Genomic DNA, 16,587 nt, shown 5'->3' with positions numbered 1-16,587 from the left:
TGCCGTGACCAACTGCCAGGCTGGCAGGAAGTGTATGAAAAAAACAAGCAGCATAACTTTAATATTCTTTCCATAGCGGTTGACGGGCAGGGACCTGACGTTGTAAAACCCTACACGGAAGGAACAACGTTTTCGACTGTTGTGGATGAAGACAATAAGCTTGTTAATATGTTCGGGTTTAAAAAGATTCCTAATGGAATTTTTGTGGATGAAGAAGGGACAGTCCGGATGATCAAGGAAGGATTTAAGGTGGATAATCCGGATCATGTAAAAGCCGTACACCAGCTGCTGAATAAAGAAGTGGAAAAAGTCGAATTTGATGACGGGAACACGGGAAGCACAGAGTCCGATATGCAGCTGCAGCTTGCGCAGACAAAATTCAAGCTCGGCATGGAATATGTGAAGCAGGACAGAACAGAAGAAGCGTTAAACGAACTGGATGATGCTGTGCTGCTGGATCCTGATAACTTTACCATCCGCAAACAGCGCTGGTATATACGTTTTCCTGAAAAGTTTGAAGGAGATATTGATTTTGAATGGCAGGACAAACAGTTACAGAAGGAAAAAGAAGAAGAACAACAGCGCAGGCAGCAGGGCCTGGTATGCGGTCCGGACGGATGCTTCCTTCGATAAAAACGTTCATTCACGCTGAAGAAAAGCGCCCGGTATGACGAAGAGACATACCGAGCGCATCTTTTCAGCTGAAGTAGTTGGATAAGAATTCGCTCGTCTGTTCCGGTGTTTTGGCATCCGCGCTGTGAAGATGCCCGATTTTCTCGCCGTCCTTGAATACCAAAAGGCTTGGAATGCCCATGACTTCATACTGCTCGGCGAGCGAGGGGAATTGATCCTTGTCGATTTCATACACCGGTAGATGGTTGTATTCTTCCTCCACTTCCGGGAAAAACGCGTCCATACGCCTGCAGTCCGGGCACCAGTCGGCGGAAAACTTAATTACTACATTGTCGGAAGATGAAATCGTCGACTGAAACTGTTCCATTTCCTGGATCGATTGTGTCATAGTAATAGCTCCTCCTTTATTTTGATCGTAACACACCAGCATCGATGAGAACATGAAAGGGAATGGTACAAAAAGTCTTTTATCGGGGGAATTCTTTTTGACCGAAACTATGGTAAAATCAGGGTAAAAAGAGGAGTGGAGTGGACATGAGAGACGCTTTGATTTTTGATATGGATGGAACATTGTTTGACAGTAAAGACCTGCTCAGTCGGGCGATTGCGAACACCCTGCAGTATGCGGTGGAGCAGGGCATGCATGAGGATAAAGGCTGGACGGAAGCCGACCGCGTGGCGGTCATCGGCCTGCCGTTCTATGACGCGTTCCGCTGGCTGCTGCCGGACGCTTCCGAGGAAAACCTGCAGATGCTGGAGGCGGTGCTGGACCGTTTTATTCTGCATGAAATGGATAACGGCGCCGGCAGTTTGTATGAAGGGGTGCCCGAAACGCTGCAGCACCTGAAAGACGAGGGCTACCGTCTGTATGTGGCAAGCAACGGGAATGCCGAATATGTTCCGTCGGCGATTGAGCGCGAAGGATTGACAGCGCTGTTTGAGGGAGTTTACTCGGTGCAGCAGTATCAGGCCGGCAGCAAGATCAACCTGGTGCGGATCATTCTTGATGATGCCGGCACAGACGCGGTCATGATCGGCGACCGTTCCTCCGATATCGAAGCCGGAAAAGAAAACGGACTTCCCGTCATCGGCTGCCGGTTTGGTTTTGGAAGCGAAGAAGAAATCTCCGCTTCCGATGAACTCGTCGATGAATTTGCCGGTATCCCGGCTCTGCTGAAAGAAAAACAAATCTGAACCGCAAGCACCGGACCTTTTCGTTGAGGTCCGGTTTTTTTAATGGAGGCAATCCTGAAACAGATCGATTGATAAATGCGGAGAATCGATAGAGAAATCTAGAGAATCGATAGAGAAAACGGAAAAAAGGGGGAGAATCAATGCAGAAACTCCCGGATCGAAGCAGAAATCCGGAGAATCGAATCAGAACGCCCGGCATCTCATCCCGTGCTGCGATCAGCCTATATTTTTCAGAATGTTATTGACGAGAATGATTATCAATTATACAATACAAACAGTAATGAAAATCATTATCAATTATTAGAGGGGGATACATCATGAAAACAATGATACGGGTGATTCCGTTATTATTCCTGCTGCTGGCGGCAGCGTGCGGGACCGAGGAGGAAGAAACGTCAGGTGACGCATCGGACGCTGAAGGGGAAAGCGGGTCCGAAGCCGAAGAAACCAGAACGGTGGAACACGCCATGGGCGAAACAGAGATTGAAGGGACACCGGAAAAAGTCGTCACCCTTTATCAGGGAGCCAATGACACCGCGGCCGCGCTTGACATAGAACCAATCGGCATCGTCGAGTCCTGGACGGAGCAGCCGGTTTATAAATACTTACGCGATGACCTGGAAGGCACGGAAATTGTAGGCCAGGAAACACAGCCGAATCTGGAAAAAATCGCCGAGATGGATCCGGACGTGATTGTTGCGACAACCACCCGTCATGAGGACATTTACGAAGATCTGTCGGCCATTGCTCCAACGGTAGTGGGAGAAGAAGTGTACGAATGGAAAGAGACGCTCGATTTGATGGGGCGGACGCTGAATATGCAGGAAGAAGCCGACCAGCTTCTCGCTGATTATAACGAGCGCATTGATACCTTTAAGGAAAAAATGGGGGACAGACTGCCGATTGAAGCCTCTATCACGAACTTCCGCGCCGATCATGCCCGGATTTTCTACATGGGTTTTGCCGGACGGGTGCTGAAAGATGCCGGCTTTGAACGGCCGGAAGGACACGATAACCCGGATGAGTGGGGCGTAAAACTGTCCTCCAAAGAAAGCATTCCTGAGGCCGACGCCGAAGTGATTTTCAACTTCAATTCCGGCACGGAGACCGAACAGATTGAACAGACGTATGAAGAATGGACCAGCCACCCGCTCTGGCAGGAGCTCGAAGCCGTTCAGAATGACCAGGTGCACATGGTGAAAGAAGAAACATGGAACGCCGGCGGCGGAGTAATTGCAGCGAACCGGATGGTGGATGATCTGTACGAGATCTTTGACGTGGAAGAAGAGTAAGGATGAAAAAAGGATGACGTGCGATGGCGGTTTTAAAAGACAGAAAGGGATTCGTTTTACTGCTCCTGTTTATGGGGTTTCTGCTGGCATTTGCGGCCAGTCTGGTGTTTGGACAGACGCCGATAACGATGGAACAGGCGGCACAGCCCTTTCTGTCTTATAATGAAGATTCGACGGAGCACATCGTCGTAAGGTCGGACCGGCTGCCACGGGCGGTGATTGCTTCTGTTACCGGGGCTTCCCTTGCGGTGGCGGGAGCGCTCATGCAGGCGCTCACGAGAAACCCGCTGGCTTCCCCGAGTATTTTCGGCATCAATCAGGGGGCGATTTTCACGGTCGTCATCGGAGTCGTTTTTTTCTCCGTCTCTTCGCTTCTGCCTCTCATGGGGCTTGCATTTGCCGGAGCAGCTGCGGCAGCGGTCATCGTCTATTTTCTCGGGTCGCTTGGGCGCGACGGCCTCACACCGGTGAAGATCGTTCTGGCCGGCGCGGCGATCAGCGCGTTGTTTCAGTCCTACACCCAGGGTATTCTCGTGCTGGACGAAGCAGGGCTGCAGGATGTGCTGTTCTGGCTTGCCGGCTCTGTCAGCGGAAGGACACTGGAGATGCTGCTGCCGCTGCTTCCTTTTATCGGGACGGCCCTTGCTGCCAGTATGTTGATAGGCAGAGCGGTGAACCTGCTTGTGACGGGGGACGACATTGCTAAAGGCATGGGGCAGCATGTGGGAGCGCTGAAAGCGTTTATGGGTATTTTAATTGTGCTGCTTGCTGGAAGTTCGGTCGCTGTCATCGGCGCGGTCGGTTTCATCGGCCTCGTGATTCCGCATGTCGCCCGCTTTTTTGCGGGCAACGACTACCGCTGGCTGCTTCCGTTCGCCGCCCTGCTCGGAGCTGTGCTCCTGACGTCGGCGGATGTCGTGGCGCGGCTTCTGATCATGCCGCAGGAAGTGCCGATCGGGGTGATGACCGCCATTATCGGCGGGCCATTCTTCGTATTCATCGCCAGAAAAGGGGTGTCCAGCGTATGAAAACAGTTGGGAACGCTCCCCTGCGTCCGTTTTCTCTGAAGACGAGGACGAACAGGGTGCTTCTGCTCCTCTTTCTGGCTGTTGCTGCCGCCTGTATGGTTGGACCGTCGCTTGGCAATACGATGCTTTCGCCGCTTGAGGTGATCCGGACGATAGCCGGTGAAGGAGAAGGGGCAAATGAATTTATTGTGATGAACTCCCGGCTGCCGCGCACCCTCGTGTCGCTTCTCGTCGGTGCGGCCCTTGGCGTGTCCGGCGCGCTTCTGCAGGGGGTAGTCCGCAATCCGCTGGCAGCTCCCGACATTATCGGTGTGACCGGCGGTGCCTCGGTGGCAGCGGTTGCGTTTTTAACGTACGTTTCCGGCAGTGTCAGCATCGGCTGGCTTCCGGCTGCAGCGGTGACGGGAGCACTGCTTGTTGCGATGCTCACGTACTCGCTCGCCTGGAAAAAAGGAGTGACACCGATCCGCCTTGTCTTGATCGGTATCGGCATTGCGGCGGTGATGAACGCGCTTACGACTTTTATGATTGTTGTCAGTTCCAAGGTTACCGCCTCGTCGGCGTACTTATGGCTGACCGGCAGTATTTACGGCGCTTCCTGGGAGGATATCACTGCGATGCTTCCGGTCGTGCTGCTGCTGACGCCGGCGGCGCTGGTATTCTCCCGCAGCCTGAATGCGCAGCAGTTCGGAGACGATACGGCGGCAGGCCTTGGCGTAAGAATCCAGGTCCACCGGTTTATTCTGCTGTTTATCAGCGTTGTCCTTGCCGGCGCGGCGGTTGCTGCCGCCGGTGCGATTGGGTTTGTCGGATTGATCGCGCCGCACATTGCGCGGACGTTGATCGGGCGCACGTTCGGTCCTGTCATTGCTGCATCGGCGCTGGTCGGCGGCCTGCTCTTATTCGGAGCGGACCTGGCCGCCCGTACGATCTTTTATCCGGTCGATGTACCGGCTGGTGTGTTTACCGCCGCGGTGGGCGCGCCGTTTTTCCTGTTTCTCTTGTACCGGAACCGAAACCATTTCTAAAAGGAGTTGTTGTCCATGGGGACGCTTGAAGCGAGAGAGTTGACGTTTTCCTATGAGGACGAAGCGATTCTGAATAATTTGTCCGTGGCTGTGCCGGAAGGAGAAATCACCGTGTTTATCGGAGGAAACGGCTGCGGCAAGTCCACCCTTCTGCGCTCGATGGCGCGGATTCTGCAGCCGGACCGGGGAACGGTGCTGCTCGACGGGGCCGAAATTTCCCAATTGAAAACGAAAGAGGTCGCCAAAAAGATGTCGATTCTGCCGCAGGGGCCGTCCGCGCCGGAAGGGTTAACGGTCGAACAGCTCGTGCGGCAGGGCCGGTATCCGCATCAGAGCTGGCTGAAGCAGTGGTCCAAAGACGATGAAAAGATGGTCCGCGAAGCGCTTGCGGCCACCTCGATGCAGGACCTCGCTGCACAATCGGTGGACGCTCTCTCCGGCGGCCAGCGGCAGCGCGCCTGGATCGCGATGACACTCGCGCAGGGGTCGGATACGCTGCTTCTCGATGAACCGACGACGTACCTTGATATGGCCCATCAGATCGATGTACTGGATTTGTTATATGAATTAAATGAAAACGAAGGGCGTACGATTGTGATGGTGCTTCATGATATGAACATGGCATGCCGATACGCCCATCATCTGGTGGCCATGCAGGATAGGACCGTTTACGCCGAAGGGCGTCCCGAAGATATTATGACCGAGTCTCTTGTGAAGCATGTGTTTCAGATGAACTGCCACGTCTCGGTGGATCCGTTGTTCGGTACGCCGATGGTGATTCCGCATGGAAAGGGGAGAAAAGCTCATGCAGCCGTTTCTGCTGTCCGCGCAGAATGAACGTATCAGCGCCAGGATGTTAACCGATGATACGTACTGCCTGGAGTACCTGAAAAACGTACAGAAAAAACTGCAGGCGCCATCCCTCTTCGTCGCGGCCTCCCAGTTCTCCAAGCGTTACGCCCGGTTTGTGACCGAAGCTGCGTTTTCGCCGATGACGCTCGAAAAGCGGTATCCGCTCATCACGCTGGATGACGCGGAACTGGTGACGGACTGGAGCGCGGAAAAATGGAGTCCGTCGTTTGACATACAAGAACGAAGCGGATATGCGGGCGGCAGAAAAGCCGTTTTGCGTGAAGTCTTTGCCGGGCATCTGGCTCCGATGTGGCGCGCGATGAACCGCATAAGCCGGGTGCCATTGCCTATCCTCTGGGAAAACACAGCCGTCCGTGTCTTTTCCCTTTATGAGAAAAAACTGCCGAAATCCGCTTCCGCCGAGGACGCCGCGCGGCTGGAAGCCGATTTTTTCTACATCGTAAAGGAAGCGTCCGGAGATGTTTTCGACAGCTCGTTCAATCCGCTCCGTCCGTTTTATACAACGGACACCGAAACCAGGAACGGCAAGGACGTCCGTGTCCGAAAAACGTGCTGTTTTCTGTACGATACCGGCGGCGGCCGCTCCTGCTGCTCGGTCTGCCCGAAATACCATACGCTGTAACATTTCCCCGGGATGCAACCATTCCGGGCTTTTTTGTGAGTTCGACAGCAAAAAGGCGCAGCCGTTTCTCCTTTCATCTCTTATGTTTAGTTTTGGCTGAATTTGTGAATGAAAAGAGGGAGGATGAAAACGAGGAGGATACTCTATGCTGACAGAAGCTCAACTCCATACATTAAAAAACAAACTGCTGAAGCAGAAGGAAGAAAATAATAAAGTCCTGCGCGGAGAGAACAGGGAAGCGGCGGGACCCGATGGAAGAGGGGAGTTGTCCAGCGTCGACAATCACCCCGCCGATGAAGCGACGGAGATGGCTGAACGTGAAACGGACGCCGCGCTGAACAAGCAGGCGGAAGAGCAGAACGAGCAGATCGACAAAGCGCTCGAAGCGATGAAAAACGGCACGTATGGTATCTGTGAAGTGTCCGGGGAAGAAATTCCGTATGAACGGCTCGAGATCGTTCCGGAAACTCTGCGTTGTGCAAGGCATGCCGATACCGAGCTTGAAAACGATGTGACGACGGCGGAAGAAGAGGTGCTCGATACGGCGGTGAGCCCCGAATCAGGGGAAGAGGATGACCGCTATGACAAAGAAGATACATGGGAAGCGGTGAGCGGTCACGGCACATCGCAGACACCGTCGGACGTGCCGGAAGAGGAACGCGTCTACAAGGAAACGAACGATGGACCGGATAAAGCGTAATGACGGAGGTGTTCTCTGGAGACAGGGGGCACTTTTTTGTGGACATGTTGCTGCTGCAAATGGCTGTAATCGGAAGATACGGGACAGAAAAAGGCACCCCGGGGGTGAAAGTGGCCGGTAAATATAGGTAGTAGACAGTTGAAACCGTGACGCGTCAAAAAATGTCTCGTTTTCGCAGGATATGGACAGATCACAGCAGAACATGTCCGATTCATGCCCACCTGATATTGATTCCCAATCAATTGTTGATAATGATTTTCAATTGCGATAGAATGAAGACAGGAAATGAATGGATCGGGAGGGACCACGCATGAATGACGACGAACTATATGACGTAACGATCATCGGAGGCGGACCTGCCGGGCTGTATTCAGCGTTTTACAGCGGGCTGCGGGAAATGAAGACAAAAATTATTGAATACCAGCCATATCTCGGCGGAAAAGTTCATGTGTACCCTGAAAAAATGATATGGGACGTCGGCGGCATGCTTCCGACGCCGGGCGCCAAGCTCATCGAACAGATGGTGGAGCAGGCGGCGACGTTTTCTCCTGAAACGGTATTGGGAGAAAAAGTGGAATCGATGACGAAGAACCGTCACGGACATTTCGTGCTTCATACCGCATCCGGGCGCAAACATTATTCCAAAACGGTCATTACTGCTGTCGGAAGCGGTATTCTGAATCCGCAGAAACTCGATGTCGAAGGCGCGGAAACGTTTGAAATGTCCAATCTGCATTATACAATTAAATCGCTCGAGCGCTTCAAAGGAAAAACCGTTATCATTTCAGGCGGCGGCAACTCGGCGGTGGACTGGGCGAATGAACTGGAGCCGGTGGCGGAAAAAGTGTATCTGACCTACCGCAAAGGCGATCTGAAAGGACATGAAGCACAGGTGTCCCAGCTCTTGAACAGTTCCGCCGAATGCTTCTTCCATACATCCATCAGCAGGCTTCACGCCGACGGGGCGCAGGAAGCGATTGAGAAAGTGGAATTGACCAATCACGAAACAGGGGACGTTTCGGAACTTGCCGTGGATGACGTGGTGGTTAACCATGGGTTCGAGCGCGACGCCGAGCTGCTCGAAAACAGCCGGCTGAACATCGAAATGGCAGACGAGATGTTTATCGCCGGGTCGGTAAACAGTGAAGCGTCCGTCGACGGTCTCTACGCCGCCGGTGATATCCTCAAACACGACGGCAAACTGAACCTGATCGCCGGTGCTTTCCAGGATGCGGCGAACGCCGTGAACAAAGCGAAACAGTACATTGAACCGGAAGCTCCGGCTGCGGGCATGATTTCTTCGCACAACGAAAAGTTCAAAGAGAAAAACAAGCAGCTTGTTAAACAGATGATGCAATAAAAAAACAAGCGGAAGATAAGAGAGCCTCTCTTTCTTCCGCTTGTTTTTATTTTTTCCTCCAGAAACGGCTTTTCACGTTTTTGGGGTCCAGTCCGTTTCCGAGCGAGCCGTATGAATCATTTCCGTAAGGTTCCACTAATTCGTTCTGGTTGAAATAAACGCGCGGAGTCTGCCATAATGCTTTTAACGCCCGCCCCATCGGCATTTCGTGATATCGTTCAGGCCACAACTGCTTAATCCGCGCTTTGACAAGCGGATAATATTTAGAACTCATACCGGGAAATATATGATGCTCGGTATGATAGGAAAAGTTGAAATGCAGCACATCCACCCATTTCGGCACAGTCACCGTAAGACTGTTTGCGAGCGGGTCATTTACGGGAACGAGAGGGTTAAGACGATGATTTGTTGAAATATAGGCCATGACGATGAAATTAGCGATGAGAAGCGGAAGAAGAAAGGAAAATAACCAATTTTCAAAACCAATGAAAAACAGTAAACTGATCCAGCTTGCCCATGGTACAATCGTTTGTAATAAGACTTCCGGCCGCTTACGAGGTTTGAATTCTTTCAGATAAATAACCGCCATTTTCAGGGAGTGGACAGAGAACTGAATCGTTAATGAAGCAAACGCAAAAAAAGCTCTCATGGATAAAGGGAGGCGGTAAACGTTTCGGAACCCTTTCATTTTTGAAATTTTCTCCAATGTCGGCCAGGCATCCGGATCATGATCCTCGTGCTGAGTATGGACGTGATGCGTGAGGTTGTGCCATTTTCTCCAGGTTTTTGGACTGACACTCAGCGGCCAAAAGGCGATGGCGCCAAGAATATCACGCAGCCATGCTCTGCGTACCACGGTGCCGTGCAGAATTTCATGTCCCAGAAATCCCAGCGCGGCAAAACTGGCGCCGATAATGAAGGAAAAAATAAGGTTAACGAAAGGATGAATCGTAAACAGGCTGATCATAAAGAAACAGGCCGTTACGACACTTAGATATGCTAAACCGCCCAATAAACGGGCAGGTGCTGGTTTGAAAGCTTGTTTCGGTAAATGTTTTTTCAGTTCTTTGGCATAAACGGCGAACTTCTCCAGATCACTCATGGGAAAGCCCCCTTCTTTTTAAATACTGCCTCTTAACCTTACAGGTATCCATAACAAAAAGCAATGGAGATTATGTCTGGTCCTAATCATTGATTATGAAAGCATACAGAAGGAAATCGATAAATTTACGAGGATGAGGAAGGAGACAAAGATATGACAGAACCTTTTATTCAAAATCATCACTTAAATGTCATAAAAAATCAGGCAAGGTATATCCAGTACTGCTTCCGCGATGTACAGGATTCCAGTGTCGTCCAGGCAGTCAAAGGCCAGGCGGCAGAGCACGTGAAACAGGCCTTTCCTCGGTTGAAGGAAGACGAAGCTGCCATCATTGATCCGATCTCCGATGTGACGACCAGTATCGGCGTGGAAGCTTTCATCGGATCCGTTTACCCCTATGTACAGTCCTTTCCTCCCATCGACAAAGACCAGATCAGGCGATTGTTTTCCCACCACAAAAAAATGGAACTCCCGGATCTTGAAGCGGTGGATTTCACCCACAAAACGTATCTGGGCTGGAATGACGCCGGCCACCGGAAAAAATTCATTGTCTATGAGCTTGACGGGGAGCTGGTCGGACTGGAAGGACGCTATACCCCGTCGAAAAGACAGGACTACTGCTATTTCTGCAGGGAACTGGCCCCGGTCATGCTTGTAACGTTCGAAACGAATGCCTCCGATGACAACAACCCGGAATTTTACCAGGCGGTCGGGCATCATATCTGCATTGACAGTGAACAGTGCAACCACAATATCAGCGATATATCACATCTGGAGGGATTTGTCCGGAAAGTCTTGCAGCATGGATAACCCGGATCTTCTGAAGCTGAATGAACCCCCCCTCTCAAGAAGGAAGGGGGGGATAGATCGTTTTTTATTGCTTCAGAGTGTCATGCAGCATGGAGACGACTTTGGCTGCATGCGCCCGGGTGCTGTCTTTTTTTGGCTGGAAGAGGTTATTTTCGGTACCGGTCATGAGTTCCAGCGCCGCTGCCTTTTCGACCGCGTTTTGAGCATAGTGACTGATGCTTTCGCTGTCTTCGTAGGAGACAGCGGCTGTTTCCACGCTGCCTGTTTCATGCTCGTAGGCGCGCACCGCCATGGCTGCCATCTGTTCTCTTGTGATGGATGCCTGCGGGTTAAAGCTGCCGTCTTCTTTGCCGGTGGTAATGCCTGCTTCATGCAGGGCATTCACCTCGTCTGCGGCCCATGCCGGAACGTCTTCAAATGCCTGCTCGGCGTCTGCCGTGTCGAGGCCGAGCATCCGGCTCAGCATGACGGCAAACTGGGCTCTTGTCACGTCTTCGGATGGTCCGAATGTTCCGTCGGTGTGACCCTGTACGATCCCTGCGTCATGAAGATTCTTGATGTACGGCTGCGCCCAGTAGTCACTGTTTACATCGTCGAATACCTGGTAATTTTCTTCATTGTTGTCTTCATTTTCATTGTTCTCTTCGCCGGGCGCTGCGGTGAACTCATAGAAAGCGATAGTGCCTGTCATTTCATGGGTCGCGCCGAGGATGGCGTTGCCGGTCGGGCTGTCATCAGCATGGATGAAAGCAAGACCTTCCGGTGCCACATCTCCACCGATATCCTGCGTGAAGTCACGGCTGGAGATCATCGTCACAAATGATGCCTGCGCCGGGTTGGTTACATCATACACCATCACTCCGCTGAAACGCTCCATACCGGTGAAAGCGTACGTTTTGCCATTGATTTCTCCGATGATCGATGATTCCGGCTCCGGCCCTTTTGAGTCGCTGCGGCCGTCGTACGCGAGTTCTTCGTTATCGGTGTTGAATTGTTCCGGAACGGCTTCCGCGGTGATCTCTTCCATGTCAGAGCCGCTGTCATACACGCGTTCCATCGTATCTGCGTTGAAAATCGAGAAACTGCGGCCGCCGAAGGTATAGAGAGATTCATATGTGCCGTCGACCTGCCCGTTTTCTGTCGTGATATTGGTTTCTGCCAGTTTATCCAGTATGCCGTTATCAACAAGGTTATCCAGTTCTTCCTGAGTATAGCCTTCATAATGATCAGCGTTCAAGTTTATGTTATCTACAACATCCCCGACCTCAGCTTCTTCCGAGTAGGCATCGTAGTCGCGGGAATCTCCCTCGTTCGGCGTGACGATGTAAGTCTGCCCTTCTACGGTGTACGTGTCAATCGCGTCCGGCATATAAAGGCCGAGCAGCGGCAGTTTTTCAATTTCTGTCTCGCCGTTTTCCACTCCGTCGAGTTCATTGCCTTGCACGGAATAGTCTTTCACGCCGAGCCCCTGTACGCTTGTGATTTCAGCAGTTTCCAGGTTAATTTCAGCGATGGCGTTGTTTTCCTGCATGGCGGCATAGGCTGTGCTGCTGTCCTCGGAAACGCTGAGATACTCTGGTTCGAGCTGCTGCAGCGCGGTGCCTTCGGAAGCGGTCCGGACCTTGTCATCGAGCATGTCTTCGGAGAAAGTCAATGTCTCTGCCTCGAGACCTTCCGCTGCGGCGCCGTCCGCCACATGAATCATGGATACCGAGCCTTCCGGATCCACGTTGTAATCGGAGGCAGGCTCGCCTTCATTGGCGGTAAGCGCCTTGGTACCGTCCGGCGTGAAGGTGACCATATCCGGCTGTGCGCCGACCTGCACGTCATTGACGTATTCTCCGTCTTTTGTCAGAAAAACGACGTGACCGGGCTCGGTTTTGGGATCACTGACCACTGCCACAGCAACCAGATTGTCGGTTGGGTGAGCGGCAATGCTCGTGATAGCTGATACGCTATTCAGTCCGAAGTCACTCATCGCTACGCGTTTGGACGTTTCCAGCTCCTGAAAATCCTGCTCTCCCAACTTACTGACATCAACGATATCCATGCTGCTTTCAGCTCCGTTGGTGACAAACGCTTTTTCCGAAGCCGCGTCGTATGACATAATTTCGGTGCCGGCTTCCCCGGACATGCTGTCATACTGGGCAATTTGCGTGGCGTTCAATACCTGTTCCCCTTCGTGCTGGATAAACGGAGGCTGTTCTGCTGCAGCCTGGTACGGAAGGACCGCGCTGAACAGCAGTCCTGTTCCAAACAGTGCATGTACTGTCTTTTTCATCATCATTCCACCCTTTTATGTATAATCACCTTTCATTCTAATTTGTGAACATAAAGGCAGTATGAAGGAATTGTTATATTCCTGTTAATATTCTGGCTTCTGACGCTGTTTATCCGGCTTGACATGTTCGTGTGAATCGTTACAATATAAAATGGATGAATTAGCACTCGGAAGAAAAGAGTGCTAAAAAAATGACGGAATTTGTCAGGAGGGAATGTACGAATGACCGCTACGAAGCAGTTTGAAGCCGAATCGAAACGACTTCTTGATATCATGATCAACTCGATTTATTCCCAGAAAGAAATATTCTTAAGGGAATTGATCTCCAACGCCAGTGACGCGATTGATAAGATGTACTACAAAGCGCTCACCGATGACTCCATCACGTTCAACCCGGATGATTTCTACATTAAAGTGAGCACCGATGCGGACAACCGTATCCTGAAAATTGAGGATACCGGCGTCGGCATGACCCGTGAGGAGCTCGAGGAAAACCTTGGAACTATCGCAAGAAGCGGGTCGCTGGATTTTAAAAATGAAAATGAGATCGAGGACGGCCATGACATCATCGGTCAGTTCGGCGTAGGCTTTTATTCCGCCTTTATGGTTGCCGACAAGGTGACAGTCTACACGAAGTCCGCCGACAGCAGCGAAGCGTTCAAGTGGGAGTCCAACGGCGCGGAAGGCTACACGATCGAGGCGGCGGACAAAGAGAATCACGGCACCGAGATTTATATCCAGGTGAAAGAAAGTTCGGAAGAAGAAAGCTATGATGACTACCTGGATGAGTCCCATCTTCAGTCAATCATCAAGAAATACTCGGACTACATCCGCTATCCGATCAAGATGGATGTCACCGAGAAACAGCCGCAGGAAGACAACGAAGAAGAAACGGTGGAAGTGACCGAAGAGCAGACGATCAACAGCATGATCCCGCTCTGGAAAAAGAACAAGGACGAGCTTTCCGATGAAGATTATGAAGCGTTCTATTCGGAACGCCGCTACGGTTTTGATAAGCCGCTGAAGCATATTCATCTCGATGTCGACGGTCAGGTCCGCTACCAGGCGCTTCTGTATATCCCGGAACAGCCGCCGTTTGACTATTATTCCGCCGAATATGAAAAAGGGCTGGAGCTGTACTCCAACGGTGTTCTCATTATGGAAAAATGCGGGGATCTCCTGCCGGACTATTTCAGCTTCGTCAAAGGAATCGTCGACTCCGAAGACCTGTCGCTGAATATTTCCCGGGAAATGCTCCAGCATGACCGCCAGCTCCGCCTGATCGCGAAGAACATTAAAAGCAAGATCCGCAACCAGCTGCAGAGCATGGTGAAAAACGAGCGCGAAAACTACGAGAAATTTTTCCAATCCTTCGGGCGCCAGCTGAAATTCGGCGTGCAGATGGATTTTGGCAGCCATAAAGATGACCTGAAAGACCTGCTGCTGTTCTATTCTTCGAAGGAAAAGAAAATGGTCAGCCTCGCCGAATACGTGGAGCGCATGAAAGAAGACCAGCAGTACATCTATTACGCCACCGGCGATTCGGTCGACCGCATCGAAAAACTGCCGCAGACCGAAATGGTCCGCGACAAAGGTTATGAAATCCTCTATTTCACCGAGGATATCGATGAATTCGCCATCAAGACTCTGATGTCGTATGATGAGAAGGAATTCAAGTCCGTCGCGAGCGGCGATCTCGGCATTGAAGACGCGGAAGAGGAAGAACAGGAAAAGAACGAACAGGAAGAAAACCAGAATCTGTTTGAAGCAATTAAGAGCCAGCTCGACGGCAAAGTGAAAGACGTGCGCGCTTCCAAGCGTCTGAAGAGCCATCCGGTCTGCCTCGCCGCCGACGGTGAAGTTTCCATTGAAATGGAAAAAATCCTGCAGCAGATGCCGGACAACCAGAACATCAAGGCGGACAAGGTGCTTGAAATCAACGTCAACCATGACGTCTATCAGTCCCTAAAAGAAGCATACGACAACGATCAGAATAAGCTGGAGCTGTACACGAACCTTCTGTACAACCAGGCGCTTCTCATCGAAGGACTGCCGGTCGAAGATCCTGTCGCCTTCACGAACGACATGTGCAAAGTGATGGACTAACGAAAACCGCCCCTTTCTGCGTAGCAGGCAGGGGCGGTTTTTTCATAGGAGGGCAGCGTCGTTTTGGCTTCCAGCGCCGGTGGTAGACAGTAGGTGCCCGAAATGAGGTTCGTAACGTCTACTACTTGTGTTCTTAAAGACACTATCGCACGATTAGACGTCGATAGAGTTCTCCAGGGTCCATTTGAAACAACTAATGTACTGTTTTTGTCCTCTAGTGTCCTCGTAACGACGGCTGGAGGACACTACTTCTTACATGTCTGAACAGGAGGGGGTGTCTCCTCATCAACCCCCTATAGAAAAGCAGTACAAGTCCGTGCGGGGGGATGTTGAATCATAATTTATTTCAGTTTTGTTTAAATTTAAGTGGTACACCTCTATTTTTTAAACAATTTCAAAAAATGAGAAACATTTTCTATAATTGATAAGACACTCGTATTTTTTAGTTATATGATCTACATGCAATATAGTTTTTTGAAAGCGATTTTATAAAGGGTGGGTTAACATGGAAAAAATTAAACTTTTTACTGTTAGTGCTTTATTGATGACAGGCATGACGGCATGTGGACTTGATCAAAGTACGGAAGAAGGAGGGAGCAGGGACACCGCTTCTGGGAATGAAGGTGGTTCATCGACATCGGAGGATAGTGAGTATGAAATTACATTCGGTCATGTTGTTTCAGCAGACACAGCCAAAGGGAAAGCTGCAGAGCATTTTGGAGAACTACTTGAGGAAAAGACCGATGGCGGAATATCAGTGGAAGTTCTTCCAGACTCACAACTTGGCAGTGACAGAGAAATTATAGAACAGATGCAAAGTGGAACGGTGCAGATGAACGCTCCTTTCACAGGGGTACTTCCTTCTTTTGCTCCGGAATATCAGGTATTTGACCTGCCTTATTTATTTGAAGATAAGGATCATGCCTATAACTCAATGAACGGTGAGTTAGGTGACAAATTGAATAGTTATCTGGAAGAGTCCGGAGTTAAGGTACTTGGTTACTGGGACGGTGGTTTTAAGCATTTCACCAACTCGGAGCGTCCGATAGAAACGCCGGAAGATATGGATGGGTTGAAAATGAGAGCATCGCAGAGTCCGTTAATTTCGGCACAGTTTGAAACATTAAATGCCGGAGGGATATCTATAGATTTTTCAGAATTGTACACCGCACTGCAACAAGGCACCGTAGATGGACAGGAAAATCCACTATCCAATATTGTGACAAAAAAATTCTATGAAGTTCAGGATTATATGACTTACAGCGCACATGCGTACATGGGTTATGTGTTGATGATAAGCGATCAATTCTATCAAGATCTTCCTTCGGAATACCAGTCTGCTGTAGATGAAGCTGCGGCTGAAACAACAGAATGGCAGTGGGAAAAAGCAGCAGAAGATGAAGAAGAATATCGTAAAGTTGTTGAAAACTCTGATATGCAGGTAACGGAACTAAGTGAAGATCAGAAGCAGCAGTTCAAGGAAGCCACACAAAGTGTATATGATGTGTACAAGGAAGAAGTGGAAGATGCTGATGAAATTCTTGAATTAGTAGAGTGA

Annotated in this window: 15 protein-coding genes; 12 read left to right on the top strand and 3 right to left on the bottom strand. The window is 50.7% G+C overall.

The annotated features are described in order from the left end of the window. Nucleotides 1–12 precede the first annotated feature (12 nt). A complete protein-coding gene (locus tag ACW9JV_RS13330) occupies nucleotides 13–633 on the top strand; it encodes a thioredoxin family protein (RefSeq protein WP_457336058.1) in 621 nt (206 codons plus the stop codon). Between the two features lie 64 nt (nucleotides 634–697). Here ACW9JV_RS13330 and ACW9JV_RS13325 read toward each other — a convergent pair whose 3' ends face one another. Continuing rightward, the gene (locus ACW9JV_RS13325; protein WP_457335240.1) at nucleotides 698–1,063 is read right to left on the bottom strand and encodes a thioredoxin family protein; all 366 of its coding nucleotides are present in this window, start codon (nucleotides 1,061–1,063) and stop codon (nucleotides 698–700) included. Between the two features lie 104 nt (nucleotides 1,064–1,167). On the opposite strand from ACW9JV_RS13325, the gene ACW9JV_RS13320 reads away from it, so the two are divergent. The 8 genes from ACW9JV_RS13320 (at nucleotide 1,168) to ACW9JV_RS13285 (ending at nucleotide 8,730) form a co-directional block, all read left to right on the top strand. Beyond that, nucleotides 1,168–1,827 (top strand): HAD family hydrolase, encoded by a 660-nt coding sequence (locus ACW9JV_RS13320; RefSeq protein WP_457335238.1) that lies wholly within the window; start codon nucleotides 1,168–1,170, stop codon nucleotides 1,825–1,827. 317 nt (nucleotides 1,828–2,144) lie between these two features. After that, nucleotides 2,145–3,119: an ABC transporter substrate-binding protein gene (locus tag ACW9JV_RS13315; RefSeq protein WP_457335236.1), complete on the top strand. Its 975-nt coding sequence runs from the start codon at nucleotides 2,145–2,147 to the stop codon at nucleotides 3,117–3,119. Between the two features lie 23 nt (nucleotides 3,120–3,142). Beyond that, entirely contained in the window at nucleotides 3,143–4,147 is a 1,005-nt protein-coding gene (locus ACW9JV_RS13310; RefSeq protein WP_457335234.1) for a FecCD family ABC transporter permease, read from the top strand. Further along, nucleotides 4,144–5,175 (top strand): FecCD family ABC transporter permease, encoded by a 1,032-nt coding sequence (locus tag ACW9JV_RS13305; protein WP_457335232.1) that lies wholly within the window; start codon nucleotides 4,144–4,146, stop codon nucleotides 5,173–5,175. Before ACW9JV_RS13310 ends, ACW9JV_RS13305 begins: the two co-directional genes overlap by 4 nt. A gap of 15 nt (nucleotides 5,176–5,190) precedes the next feature. Then, the gene (locus ACW9JV_RS13300; RefSeq protein ID WP_457335230.1) at nucleotides 5,191–6,012 is read left to right on the top strand and encodes an ABC transporter ATP-binding protein; all 822 of its coding nucleotides are present in this window, start codon (nucleotides 5,191–5,193) and stop codon (nucleotides 6,010–6,012) included. Beyond that, complete coding sequence (locus ACW9JV_RS13295; RefSeq protein ID WP_457335228.1) at nucleotides 5,981–6,670, top strand: hypothetical protein; 690 nt, start codon at nucleotides 5,981–5,983, stop codon at nucleotides 6,668–6,670. The genes ACW9JV_RS13300 and ACW9JV_RS13295 overlap by 32 nt, the downstream gene beginning before the upstream one ends. Nucleotides 6,671–6,815: 145 nt before the next feature. Then, nucleotides 6,816–7,370 (top strand): TraR/DksA C4-type zinc finger protein, encoded by a 555-nt coding sequence (locus tag ACW9JV_RS13290; protein ID WP_457335226.1) that lies wholly within the window; start codon nucleotides 6,816–6,818, stop codon nucleotides 7,368–7,370. A gap of 289 nt (nucleotides 7,371–7,659) precedes the next feature. Further along, on the top strand, nucleotides 7,660–8,730 hold the full coding sequence (locus ACW9JV_RS13285; protein ID WP_457335224.1) for an NAD(P)/FAD-dependent oxidoreductase: 1,071 nt from the start codon (nucleotides 7,660–7,662) through the stop codon (nucleotides 8,728–8,730). 46 nt (nucleotides 8,731–8,776) lie between these two features. Here ACW9JV_RS13285 and desB read toward each other — a convergent pair whose 3' ends face one another. Beyond that, nucleotides 8,777–9,832 carry a Delta(10) desaturase DesB gene (desB, locus tag ACW9JV_RS13280; RefSeq protein ID WP_457335222.1) on the bottom strand — a complete coding sequence of 352 codons (1,056 nt, stop codon included), beginning with the start codon at nucleotides 9,830–9,832 and terminating at the stop codon, nucleotides 8,777–8,779. A 153-nt stretch (nucleotides 9,833–9,985) separates the two neighbouring features. Between desB and ACW9JV_RS13275 the strand changes: the two genes are divergently transcribed. Beyond that, nucleotides 9,986–10,642 carry a FusB/FusC family EF-G-binding protein gene (locus tag ACW9JV_RS13275; protein WP_457335220.1) on the top strand — a complete coding sequence of 219 codons (657 nt, stop codon included), beginning with the start codon at nucleotides 9,986–9,988 and terminating at the stop codon, nucleotides 10,640–10,642. Nucleotides 10,643–10,706: 64 nt separating this feature from the next. Here ACW9JV_RS13275 and ACW9JV_RS13270 read toward each other — a convergent pair whose 3' ends face one another. Further along, nucleotides 10,707–12,923 (bottom strand): choice-of-anchor I family protein, encoded by a 2,217-nt coding sequence (locus ACW9JV_RS13270; protein WP_457335218.1) that lies wholly within the window; start codon nucleotides 12,921–12,923, stop codon nucleotides 10,707–10,709. Nucleotides 12,924–13,145: 222 nt separating this feature from the next. On the opposite strand from ACW9JV_RS13270, the gene htpG reads away from it, so the two are divergent. Beyond that, nucleotides 13,146–15,029: a molecular chaperone HtpG gene (htpG, locus tag ACW9JV_RS13265; protein WP_457335216.1), complete on the top strand. Its 1,884-nt coding sequence runs from the start codon at nucleotides 13,146–13,148 to the stop codon at nucleotides 15,027–15,029. Between the two features lie 505 nt (nucleotides 15,030–15,534). After that, entirely contained in the window at nucleotides 15,535–16,587 is a 1,053-nt protein-coding gene (locus ACW9JV_RS13260) for a TRAP transporter substrate-binding protein (RefSeq protein ID WP_457335214.1), read from the top strand.

Source organism: Salibacterium sp. K-3, from assembly GCF_054052005.1.
The sequence above is the reverse complement of the archived record's forward strand: the minus strand, read 5'-3'. Positions and strand labels throughout refer to the sequence as shown.

Coding starts and splice junctions, on each gene's coding strand:
- htpG (WP_457335216.1), top strand. CDS start 13,146: ATGACCGCTACGAAGCAGTTTGAAGCCGAATCGAAACGACTTCTTGAT.
- ACW9JV_RS13315 (WP_457335236.1), top strand. CDS start 2,145: ATGAAAACAATGATACGGGTGATTCCGTTATTATTCCTGCTGCTGGCG.
- ACW9JV_RS13300 (WP_457335230.1), top strand. CDS start 5,191: ATGGGGACGCTTGAAGCGAGAGAGTTGACGTTTTCCTATGAGGACGAA.
- ACW9JV_RS13310 (WP_457335234.1), top strand. CDS start 3,143: ATGGCGGTTTTAAAAGACAGAAAGGGATTCGTTTTACTGCTCCTGTTT.
- desB (WP_457335222.1), bottom strand. CDS start 9,832: ATGAGTGATCTGGAGAAGTTCGCCGTTTATGCCAAAGAACTGAAAAAA.
- ACW9JV_RS13325 (WP_457335240.1), bottom strand. CDS start 1,063: ATGCTGGTGTGTTACGATCAAAATAAAGGAGGAGCTATTACTATGACA.
- ACW9JV_RS13320 (WP_457335238.1), top strand. CDS start 1,168: ATGAGAGACGCTTTGATTTTTGATATGGATGGAACATTGTTTGACAGT.
- ACW9JV_RS13260 (WP_457335214.1), top strand. CDS start 15,535: ATGGAAAAAATTAAACTTTTTACTGTTAGTGCTTTATTGATGACAGGC.
- ACW9JV_RS13270 (WP_457335218.1), bottom strand. CDS start 12,923: ATGAAAAAGACAGTACATGCACTGTTTGGAACAGGACTGCTGTTCAGC.
- ACW9JV_RS13285 (WP_457335224.1), top strand. CDS start 7,660: ATGGATCGGGAGGGACCACGCATGAATGACGACGAACTATATGACGTA.
- ACW9JV_RS13290 (WP_457335226.1), top strand. CDS start 6,816: ATGCTGACAGAAGCTCAACTCCATACATTAAAAAACAAACTGCTGAAG.
- ACW9JV_RS13295 (WP_457335228.1), top strand. CDS start 5,981: ATGCAGCCGTTTCTGCTGTCCGCGCAGAATGAACGTATCAGCGCCAGG.
- ACW9JV_RS13275 (WP_457335220.1), top strand. CDS start 9,986: ATGACAGAACCTTTTATTCAAAATCATCACTTAAATGTCATAAAAAAT.
- ACW9JV_RS13305 (WP_457335232.1), top strand. CDS start 4,144: ATGAAAACAGTTGGGAACGCTCCCCTGCGTCCGTTTTCTCTGAAGACG.